General features: G+C 67.3%; 31 protein-coding genes. 9 read left to right on the plus strand and 22 right to left on the minus strand.

Features of this window, described 5'->3' with window-relative positions; all coding sequences use genetic code 11:
• The first annotated feature begins 22 nt into the window (after window positions 1-22).
• A complete protein-coding gene (aspS, locus tag JF52_RS0103895) occupies window positions 23-1,804 on the plus strand; it encodes an aspartate--tRNA ligase (RefSeq protein WP_033105116.1) in 1,782 nt (593 codons plus the stop codon).
• A 313-nt stretch (window positions 1,805-2,117) separates the two neighbouring features.
• Here aspS and JF52_RS0103900 read toward each other — a convergent pair whose 3' ends face one another.
• A complete protein-coding gene (locus tag JF52_RS0103900) occupies window positions 2,118-2,483 on the minus strand; it encodes a DUF5684 domain-containing protein (RefSeq protein ID WP_052166737.1) in 366 nt (121 codons plus the stop codon).
• 191 nt (window positions 2,484-2,674) lie between these two features.
• Between JF52_RS0103900 and JF52_RS0103905 the strand changes: the two genes are divergently transcribed.
• From JF52_RS0103905 to phoA, 5 genes are all read left to right on the plus strand, one after another.
• Window positions 2,675-3,811, plus strand: coding sequence for an ABC transporter substrate-binding protein (locus tag JF52_RS0103905; protein WP_033105117.1), 1,137 nt, complete (start codon window positions 2,675-2,677; stop codon window positions 3,809-3,811).
• The gene (locus JF52_RS0103910; protein WP_033105118.1) at window positions 3,790-4,734 is read left to right on the plus strand and encodes an ABC transporter permease; all 945 of its coding nucleotides are present in this window, start codon (window positions 3,790-3,792) and stop codon (window positions 4,732-4,734) included. The genes JF52_RS0103905 and JF52_RS0103910 overlap by 22 nt, the downstream gene beginning before the upstream one ends.
• Window positions 4,731-5,525, plus strand: coding sequence for an ABC transporter permease (locus tag JF52_RS0103915; RefSeq protein ID WP_033105119.1), 795 nt, complete (start codon window positions 4,731-4,733; stop codon window positions 5,523-5,525). The genes JF52_RS0103910 and JF52_RS0103915 overlap by 4 nt, the downstream gene beginning before the upstream one ends.
• Window positions 5,522-6,610, plus strand: a complete 1,089-nt coding sequence (locus JF52_RS0103920) for an ABC transporter ATP-binding protein (protein WP_033105120.1) — start codon at window positions 5,522-5,524, stop codon at window positions 6,608-6,610. The genes JF52_RS0103915 and JF52_RS0103920 overlap by 4 nt, the downstream gene beginning before the upstream one ends.
• Window positions 6,611-6,763: 153 nt before the next feature.
• Window positions 6,764-8,659, plus strand: a complete 1,896-nt coding sequence (gene phoA, locus JF52_RS0103925) for an alkaline phosphatase (RefSeq protein WP_084595551.1) — start codon at window positions 6,764-6,766, stop codon at window positions 8,657-8,659.
• Between the two features lie 129 nt (window positions 8,660-8,788).
• On the opposite strand, the gene JF52_RS0103930 is transcribed toward phoA, so the two are convergent.
• The 9 genes from JF52_RS0103930 to JF52_RS0103965 form a co-directional block, all read right to left on the minus strand.
• Entirely contained in the window at window positions 8,789-9,544 is a 756-nt protein-coding gene (locus JF52_RS0103930; protein ID WP_033105121.1) for an amino acid ABC transporter ATP-binding protein, read from the minus strand.
• The gene (locus JF52_RS0103935) at window positions 9,541-10,338 is read right to left on the minus strand and encodes an amino acid ABC transporter permease (RefSeq protein WP_033105122.1); all 798 of its coding nucleotides are present in this window, start codon (window positions 10,336-10,338) and stop codon (window positions 9,541-9,543) included. The genes JF52_RS0103930 and JF52_RS0103935 overlap by 4 nt, the downstream gene beginning before the upstream one ends.
• 33 nt (window positions 10,339-10,371) lie before the next feature.
• Window positions 10,372-11,190 carry a basic amino acid ABC transporter substrate-binding protein gene (locus JF52_RS0103940; protein WP_033105123.1) on the minus strand — a complete coding sequence of 273 codons (819 nt, stop codon included), beginning with the start codon at window positions 11,188-11,190 and terminating at the stop codon, window positions 10,372-10,374.
• A 115-nt stretch (window positions 11,191-11,305) separates the two neighbouring features.
• Entirely contained in the window at window positions 11,306-11,605 is a 300-nt protein-coding gene (locus tag JF52_RS0103945; protein ID WP_052166738.1) for a Dabb family protein, read from the minus strand.
• On the minus strand, window positions 11,605-11,862 hold the full coding sequence (locus tag JF52_RS0103950) for a glutaredoxin family protein (RefSeq protein WP_033105125.1): 258 nt from the start codon (window positions 11,860-11,862) through the stop codon (window positions 11,605-11,607). Before JF52_RS0103950 ends, JF52_RS0103945 begins: the two co-directional genes overlap by 1 nt.
• On the minus strand, window positions 11,859-12,161 hold the full coding sequence (locus JF52_RS0103955; protein ID WP_033105126.1) for a rhodanese-like domain-containing protein: 303 nt from the start codon (window positions 12,159-12,161) through the stop codon (window positions 11,859-11,861). Before JF52_RS0103955 ends, JF52_RS0103950 begins: the two co-directional genes overlap by 4 nt.
• Before the next feature lie 92 nt (window positions 12,162-12,253).
• Window positions 12,254-12,352 (minus strand): 30S ribosomal protein bS22, encoded by a 99-nt coding sequence (locus JF52_RS16755; protein WP_003792170.1) that lies wholly within the window; start codon window positions 12,350-12,352, stop codon window positions 12,254-12,256.
• A 127-nt stretch (window positions 12,353-12,479) separates the two neighbouring features.
• Entirely contained in the window at window positions 12,480-12,671 is a 192-nt protein-coding gene (locus JF52_RS0103960; RefSeq protein ID WP_033105127.1) for a helix-turn-helix domain-containing protein, read from the minus strand.
• Window positions 12,672-12,771: 100 nt separating this feature from the next.
• The gene (locus tag JF52_RS0103965; protein WP_033106281.1) at window positions 12,772-13,188 is read right to left on the minus strand and encodes an ArsR/SmtB family transcription factor; all 417 of its coding nucleotides are present in this window, start codon (window positions 13,186-13,188) and stop codon (window positions 12,772-12,774) included.
• 97 nt (window positions 13,189-13,285) lie between these two features.
• On the opposite strand from JF52_RS0103965, the gene JF52_RS0103970 reads away from it, so the two are divergent.
• Window positions 13,286-14,716, plus strand: a complete 1,431-nt coding sequence (locus JF52_RS0103970) for a TrkH family potassium uptake protein (protein ID WP_033105128.1) — start codon at window positions 13,286-13,288, stop codon at window positions 14,714-14,716.
• The gene (locus JF52_RS0103975; RefSeq protein WP_033105129.1) at window positions 14,709-15,380 is read left to right on the plus strand and encodes a potassium channel family protein; all 672 of its coding nucleotides are present in this window, start codon (window positions 14,709-14,711) and stop codon (window positions 15,378-15,380) included. Before JF52_RS0103970 ends, JF52_RS0103975 begins: the two co-directional genes overlap by 8 nt.
• Before the next feature lies 1 nt (window position 15,381).
• Here the strand turns inward: JF52_RS0103975 and proC are convergent, their stop codons facing one another.
• Window positions 15,382-16,221, minus strand: coding sequence for a pyrroline-5-carboxylate reductase (gene proC, locus JF52_RS0103980; RefSeq protein ID WP_033105130.1), 840 nt, complete (start codon window positions 16,219-16,221; stop codon window positions 15,382-15,384).
• A 78-nt stretch (window positions 16,222-16,299) separates the two neighbouring features.
• On the opposite strand from proC, the gene JF52_RS0103985 reads away from it, so the two are divergent.
• A complete protein-coding gene (locus JF52_RS0103985) occupies window positions 16,300-17,271 on the plus strand; it encodes a cation diffusion facilitator family transporter (protein WP_033105131.1) in 972 nt (323 codons plus the stop codon).
• 114 nt (window positions 17,272-17,385) lie between these two features.
• Here JF52_RS0103985 and tadA read toward each other — a convergent pair whose 3' ends face one another.
• From tadA to phnG, 11 genes are all read right to left on the minus strand, one after another.
• The gene (gene tadA, locus JF52_RS0103990; RefSeq protein WP_033105132.1) at window positions 17,386-17,841 is read right to left on the minus strand and encodes a tRNA adenosine(34) deaminase TadA; all 456 of its coding nucleotides are present in this window, start codon (window positions 17,839-17,841) and stop codon (window positions 17,386-17,388) included.
• A 159-nt stretch (window positions 17,842-18,000) separates the two neighbouring features.
• Window positions 18,001-18,324, minus strand: coding sequence for a hypothetical protein (locus JF52_RS17565; RefSeq protein WP_200880940.1), 324 nt, complete (start codon window positions 18,322-18,324; stop codon window positions 18,001-18,003).
• The gene (locus tag JF52_RS17570) at window positions 18,297-18,608 is read right to left on the minus strand and encodes a hypothetical protein (RefSeq protein WP_200880941.1); all 312 of its coding nucleotides are present in this window, start codon (window positions 18,606-18,608) and stop codon (window positions 18,297-18,299) included. The genes JF52_RS17565 and JF52_RS17570 overlap by 28 nt, the downstream gene beginning before the upstream one ends.
• A complete protein-coding gene (locus tag JF52_RS0104000; protein ID WP_033105133.1) occupies window positions 18,605-19,780 on the minus strand; it encodes an alpha-D-ribose 1-methylphosphonate 5-triphosphate diphosphatase in 1,176 nt (391 codons plus the stop codon). The genes JF52_RS17570 and JF52_RS0104000 overlap by 4 nt, the downstream gene beginning before the upstream one ends.
• Window positions 19,780-20,475, minus strand: coding sequence for a DUF1045 domain-containing protein (locus JF52_RS0104005; RefSeq protein WP_033105134.1), 696 nt, complete (start codon window positions 20,473-20,475; stop codon window positions 19,780-19,782). The genes JF52_RS0104000 and JF52_RS0104005 overlap by 1 nt, the downstream gene beginning before the upstream one ends.
• Window positions 20,472-21,251, minus strand: coding sequence for a phosphonate C-P lyase system protein PhnL (gene phnL, locus JF52_RS0104010; RefSeq protein ID WP_084595553.1), 780 nt, complete (start codon window positions 21,249-21,251; stop codon window positions 20,472-20,474). Before phnL ends, JF52_RS0104005 begins: the two co-directional genes overlap by 4 nt.
• Window position 21,252: 1 nt before the next feature.
• Window positions 21,253-22,071, minus strand: coding sequence for a phosphonate C-P lyase system protein PhnK (phnK, locus tag JF52_RS0104015; RefSeq protein ID WP_033105135.1), 819 nt, complete (start codon window positions 22,069-22,071; stop codon window positions 21,253-21,255).
• Window positions 22,068-22,922, minus strand: a complete 855-nt coding sequence (locus JF52_RS0104020) for an alpha-D-ribose 1-methylphosphonate 5-phosphate C-P-lyase PhnJ (protein WP_033105136.1) — start codon at window positions 22,920-22,922, stop codon at window positions 22,068-22,070. The genes phnK and JF52_RS0104020 overlap by 4 nt, the downstream gene beginning before the upstream one ends.
• Entirely contained in the window at window positions 22,919-24,043 is a 1,125-nt protein-coding gene (locus tag JF52_RS0104025; RefSeq protein WP_033105137.1) for a carbon-phosphorus lyase complex subunit PhnI, read from the minus strand. The genes JF52_RS0104020 and JF52_RS0104025 overlap by 4 nt, the downstream gene beginning before the upstream one ends.
• The gene (phnH, locus tag JF52_RS0104030) at window positions 24,043-24,699 is read right to left on the minus strand and encodes a phosphonate C-P lyase system protein PhnH (protein ID WP_235272320.1); all 657 of its coding nucleotides are present in this window, start codon (window positions 24,697-24,699) and stop codon (window positions 24,043-24,045) included. The genes JF52_RS0104025 and phnH overlap by 1 nt, the downstream gene beginning before the upstream one ends.
• A complete protein-coding gene (gene phnG / locus JF52_RS0104035; protein ID WP_084595555.1) occupies window positions 24,696-25,235 on the minus strand; it encodes a phosphonate C-P lyase system protein PhnG in 540 nt (179 codons plus the stop codon). Before phnG ends, phnH begins: the two co-directional genes overlap by 4 nt.
• Between the last annotated feature and the right edge of the window lie 126 nt (window positions 25,236-25,361).

A 25,361-nucleotide genomic window follows, 5' to 3' on the forward strand; every position in this document is an offset into this window, starting at 1 on the left:
AGCGCCCACGTAGAATGGCGGAATGCTGCGTACACACACGACAGGCTCCCTGCGAGCCGAGAACATCGGTCAGACCGTCACCCTCTCGGGTTGGGTCGATCGTCGTCGTGACCACGGCGGCGTCGCATTCATCGACCTCCGCGATGCGTCGGGCATCGCGCAGGTGGTCATCCGTGACGAGGAGACGGCACATCCGCTGCGCAGTGAGTTCGTACTGAAGGTGACGGGCACGGTTTCCGCCCGACCCGCCGGCAACGAGAACCCGAACCTGCCCACCGGCGAGATCGAGGTCATCGCGACCGAGGTCGAGGTGCTCAACGAGTCCGCTCCCCTCCCCTTCCAGGTCTCCACCGGGCTCGGCGACGCCGACACCATCGGCGAGGATGTGCGGTTCAAGCACCGCTATCTCGATCTGCGGCGCCCGTCATCGGCATCCGCTCTTCGTCTGCGCTCCGATGTGAACAAGGCGATCCGCGACGTGCTGCACGATCGCGACTTCCTCGAGGTCGAGACCCCGACGCTCACGAAGTCAACTCCGGAGGGCGCCCGCGACTTCGTCGTCCCCGCACGCCTGCACCCCGGCAGCTGGTATGCCCTGCCGCAGAGCCCGCAGCTGTTCAAGCAGCTGCTCATGGTCGGCGGCGTCGAGAAGTACTACCAGATGGCCCGTTGCTACCGCGATGAGGACTTCCGCGCCGACCGTCAGCCGGAGTTCACGCAGCTCGACATCGAGATGAGCTTCGTCGACCAGGAAGACGTCATCGCGTTGATGGAGGAACTCATCCCGGCGATGTGGGCGACCATCGGCGTCGAGGTTCAGACTCCGCTGCCGCGCATCACCTACGCCGACGCCATGGCGAAGTACGGCTCTGACAAGCCCGACCTGCGCTTCGGTCTCGAACTCGTCGAGGCGACGGAGTACTTCAAGGACACGACGTTCCGGGTCTTCCAGTCCGACTACGTCGGCGCCGTTCTCATGCCCGGCGGCGCATCGCAGCCGCGCAAGCAGCTCGACGCCTGGCAGGACTGGGCGAAGCAGCGCGGAGCTCGCGGTCTCGCGTACGTGCTCTTCAACGAGGACGGCTCGCTCGGCGGCCCCGTCGCCAAGAACCTGTCGGATGCTGAGAAGGCCGGCCTCGCCGACCTCGTCGGCGCCGCAGCGGGCGACTGCGTGTTCTTCGCCGCCGGCTCAGCGAAAGACGGCCGCGCACTCCTCGGCGCCGCCCGTGTGGAGATCGGCCGCCGCCTCGGCCTTCTCGACCCCGACGTCTTCGCGTTCACCTGGGTGGTCGACGCCCCGATGTTCGAGCCTGCGGCGGATGCCGTGGCATCCGGTGACGTGGCCGTCGGCGCCGGCGCGTGGACAGCAGTACACCACGCCTTCACCGGCCCGAAGCCGGAGTTCGCCGACACGTTCGACACCGACCCCGGATCCGCGCTCGCCTATGCGTACGACATCGTCTGCAACGGGTCGGAGCTCGGCGGCGGGTCGATCCGCATCCATCGCGAGGACGTGCAGAAGCGCGTGTTCGAGGTCATGGGCATCTCGGATGCCGTCGCTGACGAGCAGTTCGGCTTCCTGCTCGACGCATTCAAGTTCGGTGCCCCGCCGCACGGCGGGATCGCGCTGGGCATGGACCGCGTGCTGCAGCACCTGACCAAGACCGACTCGATCCGCGAGGTCATCGCGTTCCCGAAGACCGGCAACGGCTTCGACCCGCTGACCGCTGCACCTGCGCCGATCACCGACGCGCAGCGCGCCGAGGCCGGCGTGGACTTCGTCCCTGAGGACGACGAGGCCTGAGGCTGTTCTTGTCGGACGTTTCGACTCGCTTGCGCTCGCTCAACGCGTTTCGTCTCGTCGCTGCGCTCCTCGCTCAACGACCCGAAACGGGCTGAGCGACCGCAGGGAGTCGAACCAGCGAGGCATTACCCCGCGGGTCGTTGAGCGAGCGCAGCGAGACGCTACCCCGCGGGTCGTTGAGCGAGCGCAGCGAGACGCTACCCCGCGGGTCGTTGAGCGAGCGCAGCGAGACGCTACCCCGCGGGTCGTTGAGCGAGCGCAGCGAGACGAAACGGGCTGAGCGACCGCAGGGAGTCGAAGCCGCGTCAGAGCGTCAGACCTTCCGGTACTGCGCAGAGCCGAAGCCGATGATGAGGTGCCCGATGAACGGGAACAGCCAGAGCAGGAAGAACGAGAACACGCCGCCCTTGCCGAAGTTGGCGCCCACCTTGAAGGCGACGACGATCGCGAAGATGATGTTCACGAACGGGATCAGGTAGAGCAGGGCGAACCACCCCGACATGCCTGCGATCTTCACCAGGAACACCCAGTTCACGATCGGGATCAGCGCGAGGATACCCGGGTAGCCCGCCTTCACGAATACCTTCCACATCGTGATCGCATAGATGACGTAGTAGATGACGTAGAGGACGGAGGAGCTCGTCGAGAAGATCTGCTCCGACAGAAGGTTCGAATCCATGGCTCTCACCATGGCGGGGGCGCCGATGGCTTGTCAACCGGTCGAGCCGGCCGCGACCTGCGCCCCCCTGCCTGCCACAGGTCGGACACGTTCCGTTTACCGGCTCCGCGCCCGCACGTCACCCCCGACTGATAGTTTGCTATCGCAACCCGATTCCGGCCTACCCGTGGCCGGACGCCGAGAGGATACCCATGGCCACCATTCCCCGCCGCGCGCGACTCGTCGCCGGCATCGCCCTCGCAGCGACCGCGACGCTCGCTCTCAGCTCGTGCGCGGCCGCCACCGGCGACAGCACCGATGACGCCGCAGCGGATGCCGCGACAGCCACCTCGATCGAAGACTTCGGCTCGTTCGAAGACCTCGAGTCCGCAGCGAAGGCCGAAGGCCAGCTGAACGTCATCGCCCTCCCGCGCGACTGGGCGAACTACGGCGAGATCCTCGACCTGTTCGCCGAGCAGTACCCCGAGATCACGATCAACGAGCAGTCGCCTGACATCTCCAGCGCCGAGGAGATCACCGCGGCGGAGACGAACGAGGGCCTCGACACCGCTCCGGACGTCTTCGACCTCGGCCTCGCTGTCGCGCTCTCCAGCACCGACCAGTTCGCGCCGTACCAGGTGCAGACCTGGGACGAGATCCCCGACGCTCTCAAGGAGTCGACCGGCCTGTTCGTCGGCGACTACGGCGGATACATGTCGATCGGCTACGACTCCTCGAAGTTCGACGAGCCCGGCTCGCTCGACGACCTGCTCGGCGCCGACTACAAGGGCGCCGTGGCGATCAACGGCGACCCGACGCAGGCAGGCGCCGCCTTCGCTGCGGTCGGCCTCGCAGCGGTGCAGTCCGACGGCACGCTCGACGACTTCCAGCCCGGCATCGACTTCTTCGGCGAACTGCAGAAGGCGGGCAACTTCCTCAAGGTCGACGTGACTCCGGCCACGATCACCAGCGGCGAGACGCCCGTCGTGTTCGACTGGGACTACCTGAACGCTGCGGCCGGTGCGGACAACGAGAACTGGAAGGTCGCCGTGCTCGACGGCGTCGGCTACGCCGGTTACTACAACCAGGCCATCAACAAGGACGCCCCGAACCCCGCGGCAGCCCGTCTGTGGCAGGAGTTCCTCTACAGCGACGACGTGCAGAACCTGTGGCTCAAGGGCGGCGCGCGTCCGGCACGCATGGAGGCCATGACCGAGGCCGGCACGATCGACGCCGACCTCGCGGCTGCTCTGCCCGAGGTTCCGTCAGAGACGGTCGTCCCGACCGAGGAGCAGTCGACGAACGCCGGCACCCTGCTCGGCGAGAAGTGGGCAGCGGCGGTCCAGTGACCACTGTGCTTCCGGGGGCGGATGCTACGGCATCCGCCCCCTCGATCGCCGGGCCGTCTCGCACGGCCCGGCGATCCGGCATGTCCGTGGCGTGGCTGGGGCTCGTGCCCTTCGCCGCCTACGTGCTGCTCTTCCTCGCGGTGCCGACCATTCTCGCCGTCGGCTCGGGTTTCTTCACCGACGACGGTGCATTCACCTGGACCAACGTCACCGCCCTCGCCGACCCGGTCGTGCTGAACACGTTCGCGAACTCCGCAGGCCTCTCGCTGCTGACCGCCGTCGTCGGCGCCGTCGCCGGTGCACTGGTCTGCTACGCCTTGCTCGGCATGAACCCGCAGGGTGCGGTGCGCTCGAGCGTGGATGCCGCGGCCGGTGTGCTCGCCCAGTTCGGCGGCGTCATGCTCGCGTTCGCCTTCATCGCCACGGTCGGCGCGCAGGGCGTCATGACGCTGTTCCTGCAGGACGCGTTCGGGCTGAACATCTACGAGAACGGCATGTGGCTCTACGAGGTGCCCGGCCTGATCATGCCGTACATCTACTTCCAGGTGCCTCTCATGGTGATCACGTTCATGCCTGCCCTGGCCGCCTTGAAGCCGCAGTGGACCGAGGCGAACCTCACGCTCGGCGGCACCCGCGCGAGCTTCTGGCTGCGCATCGGCATCCCCGTGCTCGCGCCGTCGTTCCTCGCGAGCCTGCTGCTGCTGTTCGCGAACGCGTTCTCGTCGTACGCGACGGCGGCCGCCCTCGCCAGCCAGGGGTCGCAGATCGTTCCGCTGCAGATCCGTGCCGCCCTCACCAGCGAGACCGTTCTCGGCAGGGAGAACCTCGCCGGCGCCCTGGCACTGGGCATGATCGTCGTCGTCGGCATCGTGATGGCGCTGTATTCGCTGGTGCAGCGCCGGGCAGCGAGGTGGCAGTCATGAACCGGCTCGGACCCTCGCTCGCCACGCGCTGGATCATCGGTGTCGTGGTGGGAGCGTTCTTCGCGATCCCGCTGATCTCGACCCTGCTCTACACGTTGCGCAGCACGGACGGCGGCCTGTCGTTCGAGCGTTGGGCCGCGCTGTTCGACCCCGCGGCATCCGCGGCCATCAAGCCCATCTGGACGGGCCTGGGCAACTCGCTCGTGCTCGCTCTCATCACGGTGCTGATCGTGCTGCTGCTGCTGGCGCCGACCATGATCCTGGTGAACCTGCGGTTCCCGAAGCTCAAGCCGTTCTTCGAGTTCGCGGTGCTGCTGCCCATCTCGATACCGGCGATCGTGCTCGTCGTCGGCCTCGCGCCGATCTACCTGCAGATCGGACGCGCACTCGGCACCGGCACCTGGACGCTGGCTTTCGCCTACGGCGTCACCGTGCTGCCGTTCGCATTCCGCTCGATCCAGGCGTCCATCGACGCCGCAGATCTGAAGACACTGGCCGAAGCTGCCCGTTCCCTCGGCGCGAGCTGGCCGGTCGTGGTCGTGAAGGTACTCGCTCCGAACATCCGTCAGGGTCTGCTCGCGGCATCCCTCATCTCCATCGCGGTCGTGCTCGGCGAGTTCACGATCGCGTCGCTGCTCAACCGCCAGGTGTTCCAGACAGCGATGGTGGTGGTGCAGAAGCAGGACGCCTACGCTCCGGCGATCTTCACTCTGCTCGCGCTGCTGTTCTGCTTCCTCCTGCTGCTCATCATCGGCCGCGCTGCACGCGGCAACGGAAAGGCCCGCTCATGACCGCTCTTCCCGCCACTGCCGACAACGTGCTGCTCGCCGAGGCCGGCGAGGGCACGCGCGTGCAGTTCCAGGGCATCGAGAAGAGCTACGGCTCCAATCAGGTGCTCCACGGCGTCGATCTCGACATCGCACCTGGCGAGTTCGTCTCGTTGCTCGGGCCGTCCGGATGCGGCAAGACCACCGCGCTGCGCGTGCTGGCGGGTCTGGAGAGCGCAGACGGCGGCGCCGTGCTGCTCGGAGGGCAGGACGTCTCGCGCATCCCCACCAACAAGCGCGACATCGGCATGGTCTTCCAGTCGTACTCGCTCTTCCCGCACCTGCGCGTCGATGACAACACCGCGTTCGGGCTGCGTCGTCGGGGCGTCGGCAAGGCCGCTGCGGCGAAGCGCGCGCTCGACGCTCTGGCGCTGGTCGGACTCGAGGGTTTCGCCGATCGCTATCCGCACCAGCTCTCCGGCGGTCAGCAGCAGCGCGTCGCTCTCGCCCGCGCTCTGGTCACCGAGCCGCGTGTTCTGCTGCTGGATGAGCCGCTGTCGGCGCTCGATGCGAAGGTGCGAGTGCAGCTGCGCGACGAGATCCGCCGCATTCAGCTGCGGCTCGGTATCACGACGGTGTTCGTCACTCACGATCAGGAGGAGGCGCTGGCCGTCTCGGATCGGATCGCGGTGATGGATGCCGGTCGCATCGACCAGATCGACACCCCCGAAGAGCTCTATCTGCGCCCCGCGACCGCGCACGTCGCCGCTTTCGTCGGACTCTCCAGCGTCGTCCCCGGTGTCGCGTCGGGTGGGCACGTGACGGTGTGGGGCCGCGAGCTGCCGACGAACGCGCCCGCCGATGGGCCGGTCGAGGTGCACCTGCGGCCCGAGAACCTGCGGTTCTCCGGAGAGGCGAATGCCGCGATCGGCGGCGTCGTGGAGGAGAGCACGTTCCTCGGCAGCATCCGCCGCACGCTCGTGAAGACGGATGCCGGCGACCTGGTCCGCGTGCAGCACGATGCGCACCAGCATCCGTCCTTCGGAGACCGCGTGCACCTCGCGATCGAGCCGGTGCCGGTGGCGGTGCGCGCCACGGGCTTAGGGTGACCGAGAATCGAGACCTCAGGTTTGTGTCGCGCATCCCGCGGCACAATTCTCACATCATCCATCGACAGTTCACGCGTTCGTCTTCTTCTCCCCCTTGGCTGAATCTGATGCCGACTGCGGCGTCTTTCCCGTAGAGCTACCGAGGAGATACCCATGCTCGTGTCCAGAGAACGCCGCCGCGGCACATTGTTGGCCGTTGGCATCACTGCGCTGATGGCAGCCACGCTGATGACTCCGACGATCGCGATGGCCGCGGACGATGGCGCCACCGACATCACTGAGAACGGAGGTGCGACACGCAACACGGAAGACCGCACGGCCGCCGTGCGCGAGGCCCTCGTCGACGGCCCCGCCAAGAACGTCATCCTTCTCATCGGTGACGGCATGGGTGACTCCGAGATCACAGTCGCGCGCAACTACGCCGAAGGCGCATCCGGAGCATTCGCCGGGATCGATGCCCTCCCGCTGACGGGCTCTTACACGACCTACTCCCTGCGCGAGGACGGCACCGCGAACTACGCCTCCGAGTCCGCTTCGACCGCAAGCGCATGGTCGACCGGCACGAAGGCGATCAACGGTCAGCTGAGCATCGACATCAACGGCGTGGCACAGGCGACCCTCCTCGAGCTTGCGAAGGCGAACGGGATGAGGACGGGCGACGTTTCCACCGCCGAGATCCAGGACGCGACCCCAGGTGCCCAGATCTCGCACATCTCCCAGCGCGGATGCTACGGACCGGACAAGACGTCGGCGAACTGCGCCTCGGAGGCGCTCGAGAACGGCGGACTCGGCTCGATCAGCGAGCAGCTGCTGAACCTTCGTCCTGACGTCACGCTCGGCGGCGGCTCGGCAAGCTTCACGCAGACTGCGAAGGCGGGTCCGTGGGAGGGCGCAACCTTGTTCGAACAGGCCGCGGACCGCGGCTACCAGGTGGTTGACGACGCTGAAGGGCTTGCCGGGGTCACCGCGGCGGACCAGAACGCGCCATTGCTCGGCCTCTTCACGCCGGGCAACTTCCCCGTGCGCTGGCAGGGCCCTGAGGCCACCGTCGGCGGTGGCGATGCAGCCCCAACCGCGTGCACCGAGAACCCCGAGCGTCTCGACACCGGTCTCTCGCTGGGTTCGCTCACGCAGAAGGCGATCGAGCTCCTCGACAACGACAACGGCTTCTTCCTGCAGGTGGAGGGCGCGAGCATCGACAAGCAGAACCACGCCGCAAACGCGTGTGCTCAGATCGGTGAGACTGTCGACCTCGATGAGGCCACGCAGGTGGCTCTGGCATACGCACAGCAGAACCAGGGCACCTTGGTCGTCGTCACCGCCGATCACGCTCACACGAGCCAGATCGTCGGCTCGACCCCTCCTGGACTCAGCGTCAACCTGCAGACCGTCGAGGGCGGATCGATGATCGTGTCCTACGGCACGGCAGAGGCGGGCGGATCACAGCAGCACACCGGTTCGCAGGTGCGCGTCGCCGGGTACGGCCCCGGAGCTGCCAACCTGCTCGGGCTCACGGACCAGACAGACCTCTTCTTCACCTCGGCAGGCGCACTGGAACTCAACCGCGACCTGAAGTCGCTCAGCGCTGACGCAACGATCTCGGCCAGTGCTGCGGAGGTCGCACCCGGTGCAACTGTGACCGTGAGCGTTGATGGTCTCGACGCGGACTGGCAGGCGAGCGTTGCATCGGATGCGGCTGCCGCAAAGCTTGCAGCCGCTTCGAGCCCGCAGCGCGACGTGCTGTCTGGTCGCGCCGAGTTCACCGTCACGGCCCCTACTGAGGTCGGAACGCACAGCGTGACGGTGACCGGAGCGCAGACGGGCGTTGTTCTCACGACAGACATCACCGTCACTGAGACTCCGACGACGCCGGCACCCACTGACCCGGCTGACGGCGGCGCAGGCGCTCTGCCCGGCGGACAGGGTGGCGCCGGCGCCGGCGGCGGACTCGCCATCACCGGTGCGGCCGTTCCGTACGTGCTGCTGGCGATCGCTGTCGCGATGATCGCTGTCGGCGGCTACACGATTCACCGTCGCCGCATGATCTGAGTGTGAACCGGTCGCCTCTCGGCGGCCCCAGCGAGGCTGGCGCTACACCTTTCAGCGTCCGCGGCATCGATCGATGTGGCGGATGCTGGAAGGTGTAGCTGTTTCGCCTGACTCTGGCGCGTGGTGACGTTACAGAACGCGGGCGAGGAAGTCCTGCGTGCGCGGATGCTGCGGGTTCGCGAGCACCTGGCGCGGGTCGCCCTCCTCGACGATCACGCCACCGTCCATGAAGATCAGGCGGGATCCGACCTCGCGCGCGAAGCCCATCTCGTGCGTGACGACGAGCATCGTCATCCCCTCGTCGGCGAGAGTGCGCATGACCTGCAGCACCTCGCCCACCAGTTCGGGGTCGAGCGCGGAGGTCGGCTCGTCGAACAGCATCATGTCGGGGTTCATGCACAGCGCCCTGGCGATCGCCACGCGCTGCTGCTGACCGCCGGAGAGGTGACCGGGGTAGGCGTCGGCCTTCTCGCTGAGACCCACCCGGCCGAGCATCTCGCGGGCGACCCTCTCGGCCTCGGTCTTCGAGCGCTTCTTCACGCGCTGCTGCGCGATCATCAGATTGCCCATCACATCGAGATGCGGGAACAGGTTGAAGCTCTGGAACACCATGCCGATGCGCGTGCGGACGCGGTCGATGTCGATGTCGGGGTCGGTGATGTCGATCCCCTCGATCAGCACCTTTCCGCCGGTCGGCTCCTCGAGCAGGTTCACCGATCGCAGCAGGGTCGACTTGCCGGAACCCGACGGTCCGATCACGCACACGACCTCGCCCGCCGCGACGGTCAGGTCGATGCCCTTGAGCACCTCGTTGTCGCCGAAGCTCTTGACGAGCCCCTGGATGTCGATCGCCGGGGCGTGGACATCGATTAGATCAGTGCTCATCGCTGCCTCGCCATTCGTCGCTCCAGCCACGCACTGAAGCGCGTGAGCGGGATCGTCACGATCAAGTAGAGGGCCGCCGCCATGATCAGCGGTGTTCCGTTCGCATTCTGCGTGCTCGCGTCACGGGCGAAGTTGGTGAGTTCCTTCGACCAGATGAACGTCCCGGCGACGAAGAGCAGCGAGGTGTCCTTCAGCAGCAGCACGAACTCGTTCGTGAGCGGCGGGATGATGATGCGGAACCCCTGGGGCACGACGATCCAGAACGTCGTCTTCATCGGCGACATGCCCAGCGAACGGGCGGCCTCGGTCTGCCCCTTCGGCACCGCCTGGATGCCCGCACGGATCGTCTCGGCCATGTACGCCGAGGCGACCAGGATGAGGCCGATCAGGCCGAGGACCACCGGCCCGCCGAGCTTCGTGCCCGGCACGCCCAGCCCGATCGGCAGGATGAACGCTATGGCGAAGATCGTCAGGATCGCCGGCAGACCGCGGAACAGTTCGATCCACGCCGTGGCGATCCACCGGAACGGTCCGATGCTCGACAGCTTGAGCAGTGCCAGCACGATCCCGAGCAGCAGGCCTCCGACGAACGCCACCGCGGTGAACCAGAGCGTGTTCACCAGGGCGGTCGTGATGATGCCCGGGAGCATCTTCGCGGCGATCTCCGGATTGAAATACAGCTTCGCGATCCGGGCCCAGTCGGTGCTGACGGCCAGCCAGACGACGACTGCGATCAGCACCGCATAGACGATGTATCTGTAGAGCTTGCTCTTGGTCGTGCGCCTCAACGCCATCGTCAAGGACTCCTGTCCTGCTCGCCCTGCCGACTACTCTGCGGTGAAGTAGTTGTCGTAGATCGTCTGGTAGTCGCCGCTGTCACGAAGCTCCTGCAGGGCGCCGTTGATCGCCTCGCGCAGCTCGTCCTTCTCGCCCTTGGCGAAGGCGAAGCCGTACTGCTCGTCGGTGTTGTACTCCTCGACGATCTTGTAGGCGGAATCGGCCTTCTCGTGCTCGAGGTTCACCGGCTGGTCCTGGAGGATCGCGTCGATCTGGCCCGCCTGCATCGCCGGCCACAGTTCACCGTCCGACGGGTACTGCACGAGCTCGGCTCCCTCGGCGTTCTCCGAGGCATAGGTCTCACCGGTGGTGCCCTGCTGCACGCCCACGTTACGACCCGAAAGGTCATCGATCGACTTGATGCCGGAGTCGGTGCGCACGAGCAGCGACTGCAGCGAGTCGTAGTACGGGTCGGAGAAGTCGAGGTTCGCCTCGCGCTCTTCCGTGATGGTCATGGCGGATGCTCCGATGTCGCACGTGCCCGCCGCGAGCGTGGTGCCGGACTGCAGGGCATCGAAGCCGACATCCTGCACCGACAGCTTGAGGTCGAGGCTCTTGGCGATCGCATCGAGCAGGTCGATGTCGAAACCGGTGTAACCGGTGCCGTTGTCGCCCCCCTCGAACTCGAACGGCGCGTAGGGGATGTCGGAGCAGACCGTCAGCGTTCCCGCCTCGGTGAGGCCGTAGTCGTCACCGGCGGCGGTCTCGCCGCCGCCCGCGTCGCCACCGCCGCTGGCGCAGCCGGAGAGAGCGAGCATGGCGGTCGCGGCGAGCGCGATACCGAAGGTGAGATTACGACGACGGGGCATGACCGCTCCACGGAGACTGGGGCGAGCTCGCCCACGAACAGGTATGCAGATCATCTTGACACGGAGCGACGGCGATGCCTCGATCAGGATGGTTACGTTTGCGTTTCGAGTCTGATCAGATCTGGAAATCGACGGCGACGCGGGAGGCGACTACCGAGCGGATGTACACCGCGGCTTCTTCGTGGGCCGGATGCACCACGTACTGCTCCAAAGCCTCGACCGAGTCGAAATCCGCGATCAGCGTGACGTCCCAGTTCGCATCCGGGTACACGGAGTTCGCGCCGGCCGAGATCGAACGCAGCTGGGGCACGACACCGCCCAGCGCGTTCAGCCGGCGGGCGACCTCTGCGGCCTGCTCTGCGCGTTCGACAGCATCCTCGCTCGCGAGCTTCCAGCTCACCACGTGCCTGAGCATCAGATTTCCTCCAGCTTCTGGCGCAGCCGGGCGGGCGAGACCCGCCAGTGCGCGTGCAGTTCATCGTCGATGAGCACGACGGGGATCTTCTCCCACCACAGTTCATACAGGGCGGGGTCGTCTTCTATCGACCTCTCGACGATCTCGATGCGATCGCCGATGTCATCGGGCAGATCCGCGACGACGGTCTCGACGATCCCGAGCGCGGTCGGGCACAGATGGCACCCGGCCTTGCCGATGACCGTGATGGTCGTCACGCCGAAGGAACCGCGACCGGGTGGCCGGAGGCGATCCACTCGCCAGTGCCGCCATCGACGTTCGTGGCGTCGTGGCCCTGGGCCTCGAGCGCCTGCACGACGCGCGCCGACCGACCGCCGACCTGGCAGATCACGTCGAACGCCTCGGCGGGAAGCTCTTCGAGACGGCTTCCCAGCTCGGACATCGGGATGTTCACCGCACCGGGCACGTGGCCACCGGCGAACTCATCCCGCTCGCGCACATCGATGAGCGGCGTTCCCGTGCGGGCAGCGAGCTCTGCGACACTGATCGACTTCATGGATTCTCCCTGAAATTCGAGGTCTGGGTCTGGAGATACGTGGCCACAGACACAAAGCGCCCGTCCGAAGACAGGCGCTCGTGTCCAGCCGCTTACTTCTTGTTGCGGCGCTGGTGGCGAGTCTTTCGAAGCAGCTTGCGATGCTTCTTCTTCGCCATGCGCTTGCGGCGCTTCTTGATGACAGAACCCACGGAAACCTCACTACGTCAGTGGCTGGGCGTCGCACGAAGTCGGACGCCCGGGTACGGGCATGGAAAAAATGCCTCGGGTCAGTCTAGCAAACCAGCGGACCTTCGCTGATCACCGAGGCGGATGGGCTCAGCCGACGTCGGCGATCGGCCTCTGAAGGGCGTCGGTGACGGCGGATTCGGGCACGCGATAGCTGCGGCCGAATCGGATCGCGGGCAACTCGCCCGCGTGGACGAGACGATAGACGGTCATCTTCGACACGCGCATGATCTCGGCGACTTCGGCAACCGTAAGGAACCGGACGTCTGGAACTTCGGGCATCCCCTGTACCCCTTTCTGCTGAAGCACACTCTATGGCGAACCTGCGACGCGTGTAAACCCGAGTGACTGATGTGACCTGTGGGAATCAGAGGTGCCGGTCTCAGTTGCCGAGCCGTTTGATAGCGGTGGCGACCACGTGCTTGGCGGATGCCGCGGCGCGGCCGAAGACCTCGGCCGCGTGCGCGGCACCGTCAGGCAGCGGAGCGAGCGACAGATCGATGTCAGGGGCGCCGTCTCCGAAGGCATCGACGAGGAACGGCACGAGCCAGTCGTCCACGACCTCGAGCGGTTCCACCTCGATGCTGTAGAAGCGGCGCTGTCCATCTTCGCGGACACTGACCAGTTCGGACTCGCGCAGCACCTTCAGGTGCTTGGAGACCGTTGGCTGGCTGATGCCGAGTTCGCTGACGATCTGCGAGACGCTGGTGCCGGCATCCCCGTCTGCGGCCCGCCGCAGGAGGAGCTGGAGGATGTCTCGCCTCGTGCCGTCTGCGATCACGTCGAAGATGTCGGTCATGAGATCAGGGTAGTCGTCCCACGCGCGGAGTACCATGACGAAGGCTCGCCGGAACGACTGGGGCGAGCGAACACGGAGCGGACTCAGGAGGGCGTCGATGTCGAGCATCGGGTCATCGGCATCCCCGCGCACGCGCGCACGCGACTTCTGGCGCTTCGCGCGCCACATCATCACGTCATCGCCTTCCCGCTTCGCGATTCTCGTCTTCACCGCGCTGATCCTGCTGTTCACGGCACTGTTCTCGTTGCCGCTCGCCTCGGCCAGCGGCACCGTCACCCCGATCAGCGATGCGCTGTTCACCGCGGTCTCCACGATCTGCGTCACAGGGCTCTCGACAGTCGACATGGCCACCCACTGGTCTCCGTTCGGGCACGTGCTCATCTTCCTCGGCGTCAACATCGGCGGCATGGGAGTGCTGACCCTGACGTCAGTGCTCGGACTGGTCATCTCGAAGAAGCTCGGGCTGCGCGCCAAGCTGCTTGCGGCAGGCGACAGCAACCCGCTGCGCGCGCACGGCGGCGTGGTGAACGAGGGGCAGACGGTGCGACTGGGCGAAGTCGGTCAGCTGCTGAAGACGGTCGCATTCTCGCTGCTCCTCATCGAACTCGTCGTCGCCCTGCTGCTCTACCCCGGGCTCGTGATGGCAGGCATCCCCCCGCTCGCCGCCCTGTGGGAGGCGCCGTACTACGCGGCCATGTCCTTCACGAACACCGGATTCGCCCCGAACGCCAGCGGTGTCGCGGAGTTCGCTGACGACTACTTCGTGCTGACGGTCCTCATGATCAGCGTCTTCCTCGGCAGCATCGGCTTCCCGGTCATCTACACACTGGCCAAGCATCACTGGCATGTGAAGCGGTGGTCGCTGCACAGCAAGCTCACGCTCATCACCACCGGAATCCTGTTCGTCCTCGGTGCGGCCGTGTTCCTCATCCTCGAGTACAACAACCCGCTGACCTTCGGCTCGATGGATGCCGGCGACACGACGTTCCAGGCCTTCTTCCTTTCGGCCATGACGCGATCCGGCGGCTTCAGCGTGGTCGAGATCTCAGACCTCAACGGCTCCTCTATGCTCGCCGCGTCCATGCTGATGTTCGTCGGCGGCGGTTCCGCGTCCACCGCCGGCGGCATCAAAGTGACCACCCTCGCCGTGCTGGCGATCGCCGTGTGGTCCGAGGCGCGCGGTCGACAGTCCGTCGAGGCCTTCGGCCGCAGGATCCCCAGCGACGTGCAGCGTGTCGCCCTCTCGGTCGTCGCCTGGGGTGCCACGATCGTCGCATTGTCGACCATCGTCATCGCCCAGATCACGAAGGCTCCGATCAGCGACGTGCTCTTCGACGTCATCTCGGCCTTCGGCACCGTCGGACTCTCGTCCGGCCTCACGGCGGAGCTGCCCGACTCGGCCGTCTACGTCATGGCCGCCACCATCTTCATGGGACGAATTGGTACAGTGACTCTCGCCGCGGCGGTCGCCGCGACATCGCGTTCGCAGCTCTACTCGCTGCCCGTGGAAAGGCCGATCGTTGGTTGAAGTCCTCCGGGGCGACGCGCCCGTACTGGTCATCGGACTCGGACGCTTCGGCGCCGCGTGCGCCGGTGAGCTCGACCGCCTCGATCGCGAGGTGCTCGCGATGGACGAGAATCTCGAGCTCGTCCAGAAGTGGTCGGATCGCGTCACTCATACGGTGCAGGGCGACGCCCGCAACATCGACGCGCTCAAGCAGATCGGCGCACAGGACTTCCAGGTCGCCGTGGTCGCGGTGGGCTCGCTCATCGAAGCATCCGTGCTGATCACCGCGAACCTCGTCGATCTCAAGGTGCCGCAGATCTGGGCCAAGGCCGTCTCACAATCGCACGGCAAGATCCTCGCCCGCGTCGGCGCGAACCACGTGATCTACCCGGAGCGCGAGGCCGGCGAGCGCGTCGCCCACCTCGTGAGCGGACGGATGCTGGACTTCATCCGTTTCGACGACGACTTCGTGCTCGCCAAGATGTATCCGCCGAAGTTCATCCGCGGCGTCGGCCTGAACGAGTCGGGCGTGCGGTCGAAGTACAAGGTCACGGTCGTCGGTGTGAAGAGTCCGGGCAAGCCGTTCCGCTACGCCGAGGCGGACACCGTGGTGACCAACCACGACCTCATCATCGTGTCGGGTACCAACAGCGACATCGAGCGGTTCGCCAGCCTCGACCGCTGAGTCAGGCGCCGGCGGCGAGCTCGTGAGAGCGCGCCAGCGCAGCATCCGTCGCCTTGGCGAAGACCTCGTCGAGGTGCGCGTCCTGCAGCACGGCGATCGCGCGTTCGGTGGTGCCCTTGGGGCTCGTCACCCGACGGCGCAGTTCGGCGGGATTCTCTCCTGACACGTCGAGCAGTGCCGTGGCGCCGATGAAGGTCTGCTCGACGATCAGACGGGCATCGGCCTCGCCGAAGCCCTTGCCGATCGCGGCCTTGGTCAGCTCCTCGATCAGGAGGAAGACGTACGCAGGGCCGGAGCCTGAGATCGTGCCGAGCGCGTCGATCTTCTCCTCTGGCACCTCGACAACCGACCCGACGAGCTCGAACAGCCGACGGACCACGGCGACCTCGTCTTCTGAGGCGGCCGAGTTCGCAGCGATGCCGGTGACGGCTTTGCCGACGGTCGCCGGAGTGTTCGGCATCGAGCGGATCACGCTGACATCCGAGCCGAGGACCTCGGCGAAGCTCGCCAGGCTGATGCCGGCGGCGAGGCTCACGACGATGGCATCCTCACGCAGAACGGGCGCGATCTCGCGGAGCAGATCGGCGACCATGGCGGGCTTCACTCCGACGAGGATGATCCGGGCTGACGCCGCAGCCTCGGTGTTGCCGTCCGGCTGATCTTCGAGTGCGATCGCCGTCACTCCCTCGAGATCTGTGAGGCTCTCGGATTTCGCCGCGGTGCGATTGGTGGCCGTGATACCACCGTCGACGGCGATGCCCGAGGCGACGACGCCCTGGAGGATCGCGCCTCCCATCGAGCCGGCACCGAGGAACGCGAGGGACGGAAGTGATTCAGCCATGCCGCCATCCTATGCACCCCATTCGACAGCGCCGAGGGCGCTCGTGTGCATCGCGACCGGCGGAACTAGACTCGGCCCATGAGTGCATCCGGTGGCAGCAAGGCGATCGTCGCGGCGTTCCTGGCGAACCTGGGGATCGCGATCGCGAAGTTCATCGCGTGGGCCCTGTCCGGGTCCGCGTCCATGCTCGCGGAGGCCATCCACTCGGTCGCGGATTCCGGAAACCAGCTGCTTCTGATGCTCGGCGCACGCAAGGCCAAGCACTCCGCCGATCGCGAGCATCCGTTCGGCTACGGACGCGAACGCTACGTGTACGCATTCGTCGTGTCCATCATCCTGTTCTCGGTCGGCGGCCTGTTCGCGATCTACGAGGGCGTCGACAAGCTGACCCATCCGTACGCGCTCGACCCCGTCTGGTGGTGGCTGCCGCTCGTCGTGCTCGTGATCGCGATCGGCCTCGAGTCGTTCTCGCTGCGCACCGCCGTCAAAGAGAGCAACCTCGTGCGTGAGGAGGGCCAGTCGTGGGTGTCGTTCGTGCGGCGCGCGAAAGCGCCGGAACTGCCCGTCGTGCTGCTGGAGGACATCGGCGCTCTGACCGGACTCACGTTCGCCCTGCTCGGCGTCGGCCTGACGATCATCACCGGCAACAGCGTCTTCGATGCGCTCGGCACACTCGCGATCGGCGTGCTGCTCGTGCTCATCGCCGTGGTCCTCGGCATCGAGACCAAGAGCCTTCTGGTCGGCGAGGGCGCGAACCAGGCCGACCTCGACCTGATCATGGATGCCATCGTCGGCGGCCCCGACGTCGAGAAGCTCATCCACCTGAAGACTCTCTACCTCGGCCCCGACGAGATGCTCGTCGCGGCGAAGATCGCGCTCACCTCGGACAAGAGCGTGCGCGAGGCTGCCGCCGACATCGACGAGATCGAGAAGCGGATCCGGGATGCCGTTCCCGTCGCGCGCGCGATCTACATCGAGCCCGACGTCTACCGTCCGGCGATCGACCCCACCCCGCCGACGGATGTGTTCGTGCTGAAGTCTTCCGACTGAGACCGGCTGCGTCGGCGCATGGAGGTGTCGCGTGTGGCCGCTCAAAGGGCGCAGACACGACACATCGCGCCACCTGCCGGCGCAGAGGGGCGCGGGGGTACGGGGGTGGCGGGGTCAGCGGCGCTGTTCGAAGAAGTCGCGCAGCAGTGCGGTCGCAGCGTCCTCCGCCACCCCGCCGACGACCTCGGCGCGGTACGGCAACCGGCGATCGCGCAGAACGTCGTACATCGATCCGGCGGCTCCCGCCTTGTCGTCCCATGCGCCGAACACGACGCGCCCGATCCGCGACTGCAGGATCGCCCCGGCGCACATCACGCACGGCTCGAGGGTGACGACGAGCGTGCGCCCTTCGAGATTCCACGAGCCGACGGATGCTGCGGCCTGCCGCAGCGCGACGATCTCGGCATGTCCGGTGGGATCGTGGGTCTGCTCGCGCGTGTTGCGCCCCTCGGCGATGATGCGGCCGGACTCATCGAGCACGACCGCGCCGACGGGAACCTCACCGGCGGCAGCGGCCTGTGCGGCGAGCGCGAGTGCGCGCCGCATCCCGTCGCCGTCGGTCTCTCGCATGTGTCGAGCCTATTGGTCGCGTTGCATCTGGCGGAGCATGTCACGCCTGGCGGAGCCATTCGCCGAAAACCTCCGTCAGGCGTAACAACCTCCGTCAAGCGTCGCAGCCTCCGTCAGGCGTCGCAGCCTCCGTCGGGCGTCGCAGCCTCCCAGCCTCCGTCAGGCGTCGCAGCCTCCGTCGGGCGTAGCAGCAGCACGTCCGATGTGCGCGGACTGACGCGCCGGCGAGATGCCACGCAGGAAGTCGGCGAGCGTGCGGCCGGCATCCTCGAGCGCGCCGTCATTGACGATCTCGAGGTCGATCCGGGTGTCAGGCGCGGGATCCGGTCTGTCCATCCGGGCCTGGATCTCGGCATCCGCCTCTCGACCGCGGCGGGCGAGGCGCGCGCGACGCTGTTCCTCCGGCACGCAGACTCTGATCACGGCGGAACGCTCGAAGCGCTCGGTGAGCCGGTTCAGCACTCCCCTGGAGATGTTCGCCACCACCACATCACCAGCCCGGACGGCGTCGACGACTGCGGCGGGCAGCCCGTAGGCGAGGCCGTGCCTCGCCAGCTCAGCGCGAACCCGCCCTCGCTCTCGATCCGAGTGAAATCGGCTTCACTGACGGGCAGATGGTCCTCGCCCGCACCGACGGGTCGGGTGATGAGCCGGCGAGGGAAGACGAAGCCCTCGTCCTGATCGGCGAGCAGATCACGGGCGGCGCCGATGACGGAGTCCTTGCCCGATCCGCTCGCCCCGACCACCGCGACGAAGGCGCCGCTCACGCGACCCGCTCGCCCTCGCGCCAGACGCTGCGCACGATCGGCACCGGAGACCCGAGCGGATGCTGCTCGCTCGACGCCCCCTCGTACGCGTGCACGCGGATCAGGTCTGCCCGCAGGCCGGTCTCTATGACGCCGCGGTCGTCGAGGCCGATCGCGCGTGCGGGGTTCGCGCTGAGCAGGCGCGACGCCTGCGGCAGCGTCGTCTCTCCTCGCGCGACCAGCAGGAACGCGGCCTGGAGCGTGCTCGCCGGCACATAGTCGCTCGAGAGGATGTCGAGAAGTCCCGCGCGGAGCAGCTCGACGGCGGCGACGTTGCCCGAGTGCGACCCGTCGCGGACGATGTTCGGCGCGCCGGACACGACCAGCTGCCCCGCTGCGCGAGCGGCGCGCGCCGCGTCCACCGTCGTCGGGAACTCCGAGATCCGCACACCAAGTGCCGAGGCCTCGTCCACGTGCGCCTGCGTCGCATCGTCGTGCGCGGCCATGGTGATGCTCCGCACCCCGGCGCGCTCTGCCATCTGTTTGCGATGCCGGCCTGCGTAGAGCCCGGACAGCCGATGCAGCTCTTCGACGTGCGCGTCGAACTCGGTCTCGAGCAGCCGCCCCTTGCCGACCATGTACGTGCGGAACGCCTCGACATCCGCATACTGACGCTGCCCAGGCGTGTGATCCATGAGCGAGATCATCCGCACCCGGTCGTGGCCTCCGACCTCATCGAAGACCTCGACGACATCGGCAGTGGAGACCTCGCAGCGCAGGTGCACGAAGTGGTCGGCGCGCAGCAGACCCGACTCGGCCGCATGGATGACAGCATCCATCAGCATCTTCGCGTTCGCCGCCATGCGATTGCCGTCGGTCGGGCCGGTGCCGATGCGCAGTGCGTCGAGGACCGTGGTCATGCCGGAGGCAGCCATCTGCGCGTCATGCGCGATCACTGCGGTGATCGGGTCCCAGTAGCGCTTCGGCCGTGGCTGGAAGTGGGTCTCGACCTGATCCGTGTGCAGTTCGACGATGCCGGGCATGAGGAAGTCGCCGTTCAGGTCGGTGCCGGCACGCGTCGGGTCGTCGGAGATCTCGGCGATGACCCCGTCCTCGATGCGCAGCGAACCGTGGATCACTTCGTCGCCCACGACGACGCGGGCGTTGGTGAGGGATGAGGACGCGAGGGGCATCAGGCGGTCTCCTGCAGGTCGGCGTCAGCGGATGGGGTGGCGAGGGGATGGGCGGAGAGCACTTCGAACGGCGCACCAGGCTCGCGCTCGATGAACAGCGCGATCGAGCGGAGCAGGACGTCGCAACCGTGGCCGTCCTTCGCGAAATGCGCAGCGATGGCACTGTCGATCTCGCTCTCGCGCGCCGGCGGGATGGGGTCGGTCAGCGTCAGGTGGAAGCGGAACTCCTCGAACACGTACGGGTAGCCCCACTGCTCGAAGAGCACGCGCTCGCGCGCTGAGAGCGTCTCCGGTCGTCGGCGCCGGATATCGGCATCGTCGAGCTCCGCCCGGAAGACATCGAATGAGCGCACGGCCTCGTCGGCCAGCATCCGGATCGCCGAGTCATCGCCGTGCGGGAGCAACGCGCGGAAGCGACCGAGGTTCGCGGGTCGCAACGCGGGGAGGAGCACGCAGTGGTGAGAGGCGGCGAACGCATCGGCGGCCGCCCGCAGATCGGCTTCGGTGCGTCCGCCCGCGAGGCGGAACGGCGCCTTGAGGGTCGCATGGAAGCCGTAGCGGCGCGCGTCGACGGTGAGGTCGTGGAACTCCGGCCTCGCGTACCAGGCCTCGACAGTGCTCCGCAGGCCCGCGGCGATCGGATCATCGCTCTCGCCGAGCAGTCCGGGCACGGCGTACACGGCATACCGTGTCATGCGGCGATCCCCTCTCGACTCGGGTCGGCTTCGCGGCGCGCGTCGGAGTCCGGCTCCTGCGGAGCCGCGAAAGCCTGCACATCGACAGTCACGTCCGCGACCGCTTCGCGCACGTCCGCGTCGTGGAAGATCGCCAGGATGCCGACGCCGCGTGCGACGCTCTCGCGCACCAGCTCGATCACGACCTGGCGGTTGCGGGCGTCGAGGGATGCCGTCGGCTCGTCGAGCAGCAGCAGGGATCGCTCGACGACGAAACCGCGCGCGATGTTCACGCGCTGCCGTTCACCTCCGGAGAACGTGGCGGGTGGCAGCGCCCAAAGGCGCTCGGGGATGCTGAGACGCGCGAGCAGCTCGCCGGCGTGCTCGCGTGCCTCATCACGACCCGCACCTCGCTCGACCAGCGGCTCGGCCACGACATCGATCGCCGGTACGCGCGGAACGGCGCGGAGGAACTGACTCACGTAGCCCATCGTGGAGCGCCTCGCGGCGAGCACCTGTCGTGGCTGCGCGGTCGCCAGGTCGAGCACTTCGCCGTCGTGAGCGAGCAGGATGCTTCCGGCATCGACGCCGTAACTGCCGTAGACCATCTTCATCACCGAGCTCTTGCCCGATCCCGACTCGCCGCCCAGCACCACGCAGGTACCCCGTCGCACGTCGAAGGTCAGCCCGTTCACCACAGGCAGCCGCTGTGCGTCCTGCAGGTGGAGTGTGAAGCTCTTCGAGACGTCCTGCACGCTCAACACGGCATCCGGGTTCATATCGCTGTTCGGGTTCATGTCAGTCCTGGAGGATCGATGAGACGAGGAGCTGGGTGTACGCGGCCTGGGGATCATCCAGCACGCGATCGGTCAGCCCGGATTCGATCACCACGCCATCCTTCATGACGAGCGTGCGGTGCGAGATGAGGCGGGCCACTGCGAGATCGTGCGTGACGATCACGACGGCGAGGCCGAGGTCGGCCACGAGCGAGCGGATGAGATCGAGCAGACGCGCCTGCACTGAGACGTCGAGCCCGCTCGTCGGTTCGTCCATGAACACCAGCCGTGGGCCGAAGACGAGATTGCGCGCGATCTGCAGGCGCTGGCGCATGCCGCCGGAGAACGTCGTCGGCGCGTCGTCGATGCGGTGCACCGGGATCTCGACGCGGGCGAGCCACTGCTCGGCCTGCTCACGGATGCGGCCGTAGTGACGCCACCCGTTGGCCATGAGCGGCTCGCCGATGTTCCCGCCGGCGCTCACGTGCATCCGCAGGCCATCGGTGGCGTTCTGGTGCACGAAGCCCCACTCCGTGCGCCAGAGACGGCGCACTTCGCGCTCGCTGAGCGTCGAGAGGTCGACGAGCTGCGCCGCGTGGCCCGGACCGCCGTCGGGAGCGGTGCGGTACTGCACGCTCCCCTCGTCGATGCTGAGTCGCTGCGACAGCATTCCGAGCAGAGTCGACTTGCCGGAGCCGGACTCGCCGACGATCGCGAGCACCTCACCCGGCCACAGGTCGAAGTCGACGCTGCGGCATCCGAAGACATCGCCGTAGGCGTGCCCGGCGTCGGTCACGCTCAGCAGCGGCTGTTCGTCGTCCGTGCCGGTGTCGTCTTTCACAGCAGGGCCCCTTTCGTGGCGGCGGTCCGCTCACAGTGATCGGTGTCGGAGCACACGTACATCACGGTGCCGCGATCGTCCATGATGACCTCGTCGAGGTACACGCCCTCCGACGCGCAGATCTCGCACGGCGTGTCGAAGCTCTGCGGCTCGAACGGGAAGTCCTCGAAGCCGAGGCTCTCGACGTCGGTGTACGGCGGGATCACGTAGATGCGCTTCTCCCGTCCGGCGCCGAACAGCTGCAGGGCCGGGCTCTGGTGCATCTTCGCGTTGTCGAAACTCGGGATCGGCGATGGGGCCATGACGTAGCGTCCGCCGACGAGCACCGGGTAGTCGTAGGTCGTCGCGAAGTGCCCGTATCGGGCGATGTCCTCATAGAGCTTGACGTACATGAGACCGTACTCCTCGAGCGCGTGCAAGCGTCTGGTCTCGGTCTCGCGCGGTTCGAGGAAGCGCAGCGGCTCGGGGATCGGCACCTGGTAGACGATGATCTGACCCTCGGCCAGCGGCGTCTCCGGGATGCGGTGGCGCGTCTGGATGATCGTCGCGTGATCGGTGCGCGTCGTGACACCGGCGCCGGCGACCTTCTCGAAGAACTGCCGGATCGAGACGGCGTTGGTCGTGTCATCCGCGCCCTGGTCGATCACCTTGAGCGTGTCGGGCTGACCGATGATCGAGGCGGTGACCTGCACGCCGCCGGTGCCCCAGCCGCGCGGCATCGGCACCTCGCGTGAGGCGAACGGTACTTGGAAGCCGGGGATGGCTGCACCCTTCAGCAGCGCCCTGCGCACGACGCGCTTGGTCTGCTCGTCGAGGTAGCCCTCGTTGTAGACGATTCGCGGCTCGCTCATGGCTGCTGCCCCCGTGCACGTTCGTTGAATTCTTCATGCAGCCGGCGGATGAGCACCAGCTCGCCCTGGAAGTCGACGTAGTGCGGGAGCTTGAGGTGCTCCACGAACCCCGCAGCCTGCACGTTGTCGGCGTGGCTGATGACGAACTCCTCGTCCTGGGCTGGTGCGTCGGCCCGCTCCCCGAACTCCTCGTGCCGCAGGGCACGGTCGATGAGCGACATCGACATGGCCTTGCGCTCGGCGCGGCCGAACACGAGACCGTATCCGCGGGTGAACTGCGCGGGACGATCGGCCCCGCCGACGAACTGGCTGACCATCTGGCATTCCGTGACCTCGATGCGCCCGATGGGCACCGGGTGCCCGATCTCCGGTGCGTCGAAATCGATCTCGACCTCGCCCACGCGCACCTCGCCCACGAAGGGATGCGTGCGCCCGAAGCCGCGCTGAGTCGAATAGCCGAGCGAGAGCAGGAAGCCCTCATCCCCTCGGCTGAGCGCCTGCAGGCGTTCGGCGCGGCTCATCGGATAGACGGTGGGTTCGCGGGTGAGGTCGGCCGGATCCGGATCGGTCCAGTCCTCGCCGTCCGCACGATCCGGTTCGATGAGCGCGTCGACACCGAGCAGGTCGGTGACGCGCGGCATCCGCTCGGTGTCGGCGTCCTGTTCGTCGCCACCGGATGCCGACGTCTCGGACGTCGTGGGATCGTCGGGGATGCCGTCGGCGAGTTCGTCGGCGAGCAGACGGTGCGTGTAGTCGAACGTGGCGCCGAGCTGTTGGCCGCCCGGAATGTCCTTGAACGTCGCGGAAACCCGCCGCTCGGGCGGCAGCCCGGCGGTGTCGATCGCGACGGTGACCCCGAAGCGCGGCAGCGTCGTGCGGTACGAACGCAGCAGGGTGACGGCCTCGAGCACATCGCCCTGCGCCTGCAGCAGAGCCTTCGCCGCGAGGTCGGGATCGTAGAGCGAGCCCTCTGCCATCACGCGTGAGACGAGCACGCCCAGCTGATCGCGTACCTGCGTGTAGTCGACGCGCGCTGACGACTCCTCGCCGCGTCCCCGTCGGGCGAGCAGGGCGTGCGCGTTGGCGATCGCCTTCTCTCCGCCCTTGACTGCGACGTACATCAGGCGCTCCGGTTCTCGGCGCCCTGCAGGCGGATGCTGCGGGGCAGGGCTCGTACGGAATCGTCGGCGACGAGGATGAGGTCGATGCCGCGTGGGAAGTGCGAGTGGTTCTGCTGCCACTGCGCCAGGAAGCCGGACGGCAGACCGGCGCCGTCCCAGGAGACCGAGCCGTTCACGCCGGGACCGGTCGCCACGAAGTCGCCGGTACCCCGAGCGCCGGTCGCGTCGATCACGACGGTCGCCGAGCGGTGCGGTTCTTCGTCGGTTCCGGATGCGAGATCGCCGAGCTGCGGGACAGTCGACGGTGAGGATGCGACCACGAACAGGGCATCACAGGGCGCATCCACCAGGCGAACGCCGGTATGGAAGCGCAGCCAGGCGCACACATCATCCGAGGCGCTCAGCGCAGGGTCGAGCCAGATCGGGGTCTGCTCGTCGCACAGTGCCAGAAGCAGCGCTCCCGCGCCGGGGCTCAATGGCGCGACGCGGTCCGTGATTCCCGGTTCGAGGGGCTGCGGGAGCGTCGGACGCGCGAATGCGCCGAGCACTGCCCTGAAGACGTGCTGCGCATCCTGTACCGGATCGGCGAACCCCGGAAGGTGCCGCTCGCCGGCCGACATCAGGGCAGTCGTGCGCGCTTCGATTCGCGTGGTCATTCGTCGTCCTCCTCTTCGAGGCCGAAGTCCGGTCCGGAGTTCTCCCTCGCGACGGTGAAGAAATCCACCACCGTGCTGCGGGCGTCGGCGCGCGAGCGGGCGTCGCGCTCGACCTGTGCCCGCTCGAGCGGCACGATGACCTCGTCGAGAACGCGTTGGCGCGCGTCCCCCGCGAGCAGCGCATCGAAGATCGCGGCGAGACCCGCGTGCTCCGGATGACTCCCCAGCACGTACGCGGTCCCCACCGTCTCCGGGCCGAGCCCGCGTGCGACGACGGTCGCGCGGCTGACGGTGGCCTCGCCGACGTTGAACCGGTCGCCGGTGCCGCCGATGCGTCCTTGCGCCATGACCAGCCCAGACTCGGGGCCGCGGACGAACTCGATCTCCGGCTGGTCCGGCCACGCACCCCAGAGCGCGGCCAGGTCGGCTTCCGCAGCATTGGCGAGCACGCGTGCGGTGCGCCGTCGTGCCGTCTCATCGGGCCCCGTCTCGTCCGGCCCCGCCTCGTCCGGCCCCGTCTCGTCATGCCGATCCATCGCGCCTCCTAAAGTTGTCTATTGGTCTAGACAACTATCACGCTAATGGCAGGATGTGAGAAAGGGAAGCGGCAGACGGGTCGCTACGGCGACGATCGCGTGAACTTCCCATGAACGAGCACGAGG

The sequence above is a fragment of the Microbacterium profundi genome, assembly GCF_000763375.1.
Lineage (GTDB): Bacteria > Actinomycetota > Actinomycetes > Actinomycetales > Microbacteriaceae > Microbacterium > Microbacterium profundi.

Bases quoted from the DNA above. Each gene is read 5' to 3' on its own strand.
- aspS (WP_033105116.1), top strand. From the start codon at position 23: ATGCTGCGTACACACACGACAGGCTCCCTGCGAGCCGAGAACATCGGT.
- JF52_RS0103900 (WP_052166737.1), bottom strand. From the start codon at position 2,483: ATGGATTCGAACCTTCTGTCGGAGCAGATCTTCTCGACGAGCTCCTCC.
- JF52_RS0103905 (WP_033105117.1), top strand. From the start codon at position 2,675: ATGGCCACCATTCCCCGCCGCGCGCGACTCGTCGCCGGCATCGCCCTC.
- JF52_RS0103915 (WP_033105119.1), top strand. From the start codon at position 4,731: ATGAACCGGCTCGGACCCTCGCTCGCCACGCGCTGGATCATCGGTGTC.
- JF52_RS0103920 (WP_033105120.1), top strand. From the start codon at position 5,522: ATGACCGCTCTTCCCGCCACTGCCGACAACGTGCTGCTCGCCGAGGCC.
- phoA (WP_084595551.1), top strand. From the start codon at position 6,764: ATGCTCGTGTCCAGAGAACGCCGCCGCGGCACATTGTTGGCCGTTGGC.
- JF52_RS0103930 (WP_033105121.1), bottom strand. From the start codon at position 9,544: ATGAGCACTGATCTAATCGATGTCCACGCCCCGGCGATCGACATCCAG.
- JF52_RS0103935 (WP_033105122.1), bottom strand. From the start codon at position 10,338: ATGGCGTTGAGGCGCACGACCAAGAGCAAGCTCTACAGATACATCGTC.
- JF52_RS0103940 (WP_033105123.1), bottom strand. From the start codon at position 11,190: ATGCCCCGTCGTCGTAATCTCACCTTCGGTATCGCGCTCGCCGCGACC.
- JF52_RS0103945 (WP_052166738.1), bottom strand. From the start codon at position 11,605: ATGCTCAGGCACGTGGTGAGCTGGAAGCTCGCGAGCGAGGATGCTGTC.
- JF52_RS0103955 (WP_033105126.1), bottom strand. From the start codon at position 12,161: ATGAAGTCGATCAGTGTCGCAGAGCTCGCTGCCCGCACGGGAACGCCG.
- JF52_RS0103960 (WP_033105127.1), bottom strand. From the start codon at position 12,671: ATGCCCGAAGTTCCAGACGTCCGGTTCCTTACGGTTGCCGAAGTCGCC.
- JF52_RS0103965 (WP_033106281.1), bottom strand. From the start codon at position 13,188: ATGACCGACATCTTCGACGTGATCGCAGACGGCACGAGGCGAGACATC.
- JF52_RS0103970 (WP_033105128.1), top strand. From the start codon at position 13,286: ATGTCGAGCATCGGGTCATCGGCATCCCCGCGCACGCGCGCACGCGAC.
- proC (WP_033105130.1), bottom strand. From the start codon at position 16,221: ATGGCTGAATCACTTCCGTCCCTCGCGTTCCTCGGTGCCGGCTCGATG.
- JF52_RS0103985 (WP_033105131.1), top strand. From the start codon at position 16,300: ATGAGTGCATCCGGTGGCAGCAAGGCGATCGTCGCGGCGTTCCTGGCG.
- tadA (WP_033105132.1), bottom strand. From the start codon at position 17,841: ATGCGAGAGACCGACGGCGACGGGATGCGGCGCGCACTCGCGCTCGCC.
- JF52_RS0104000 (WP_033105133.1), bottom strand. From the start codon at position 19,780: ATGCCCCTCGCGTCCTCATCCCTCACCAACGCCCGCGTCGTCGTGGGC.
- JF52_RS0104005 (WP_033105134.1), bottom strand. From the start codon at position 20,475: ATGACACGGTATGCCGTGTACGCCGTGCCCGGACTGCTCGGCGAGAGC.
- phnL (WP_084595553.1), bottom strand. From the start codon at position 21,251: ATGAACCCGAACAGCGATATGAACCCGGATGCCGTGTTGAGCGTGCAG.
- JF52_RS0104020 (WP_033105136.1), bottom strand. From the start codon at position 22,922: ATGAGCGAGCCGCGAATCGTCTACAACGAGGGCTACCTCGACGAGCAG.
- JF52_RS0104025 (WP_033105137.1), bottom strand. From the start codon at position 24,043: ATGTACGTCGCAGTCAAGGGCGGAGAGAAGGCGATCGCCAACGCGCAC.
- phnH (WP_235272320.1), bottom strand. From the start codon at position 24,699: ATGACCACGCGAATCGAAGCGCGCACGACTGCCCTGATGTCGGCCGGC.
- phnG (WP_084595555.1), bottom strand. From the start codon at position 25,235: ATGGATCGGCATGACGAGACGGGGCCGGACGAGGCGGGGCCGGACGAG.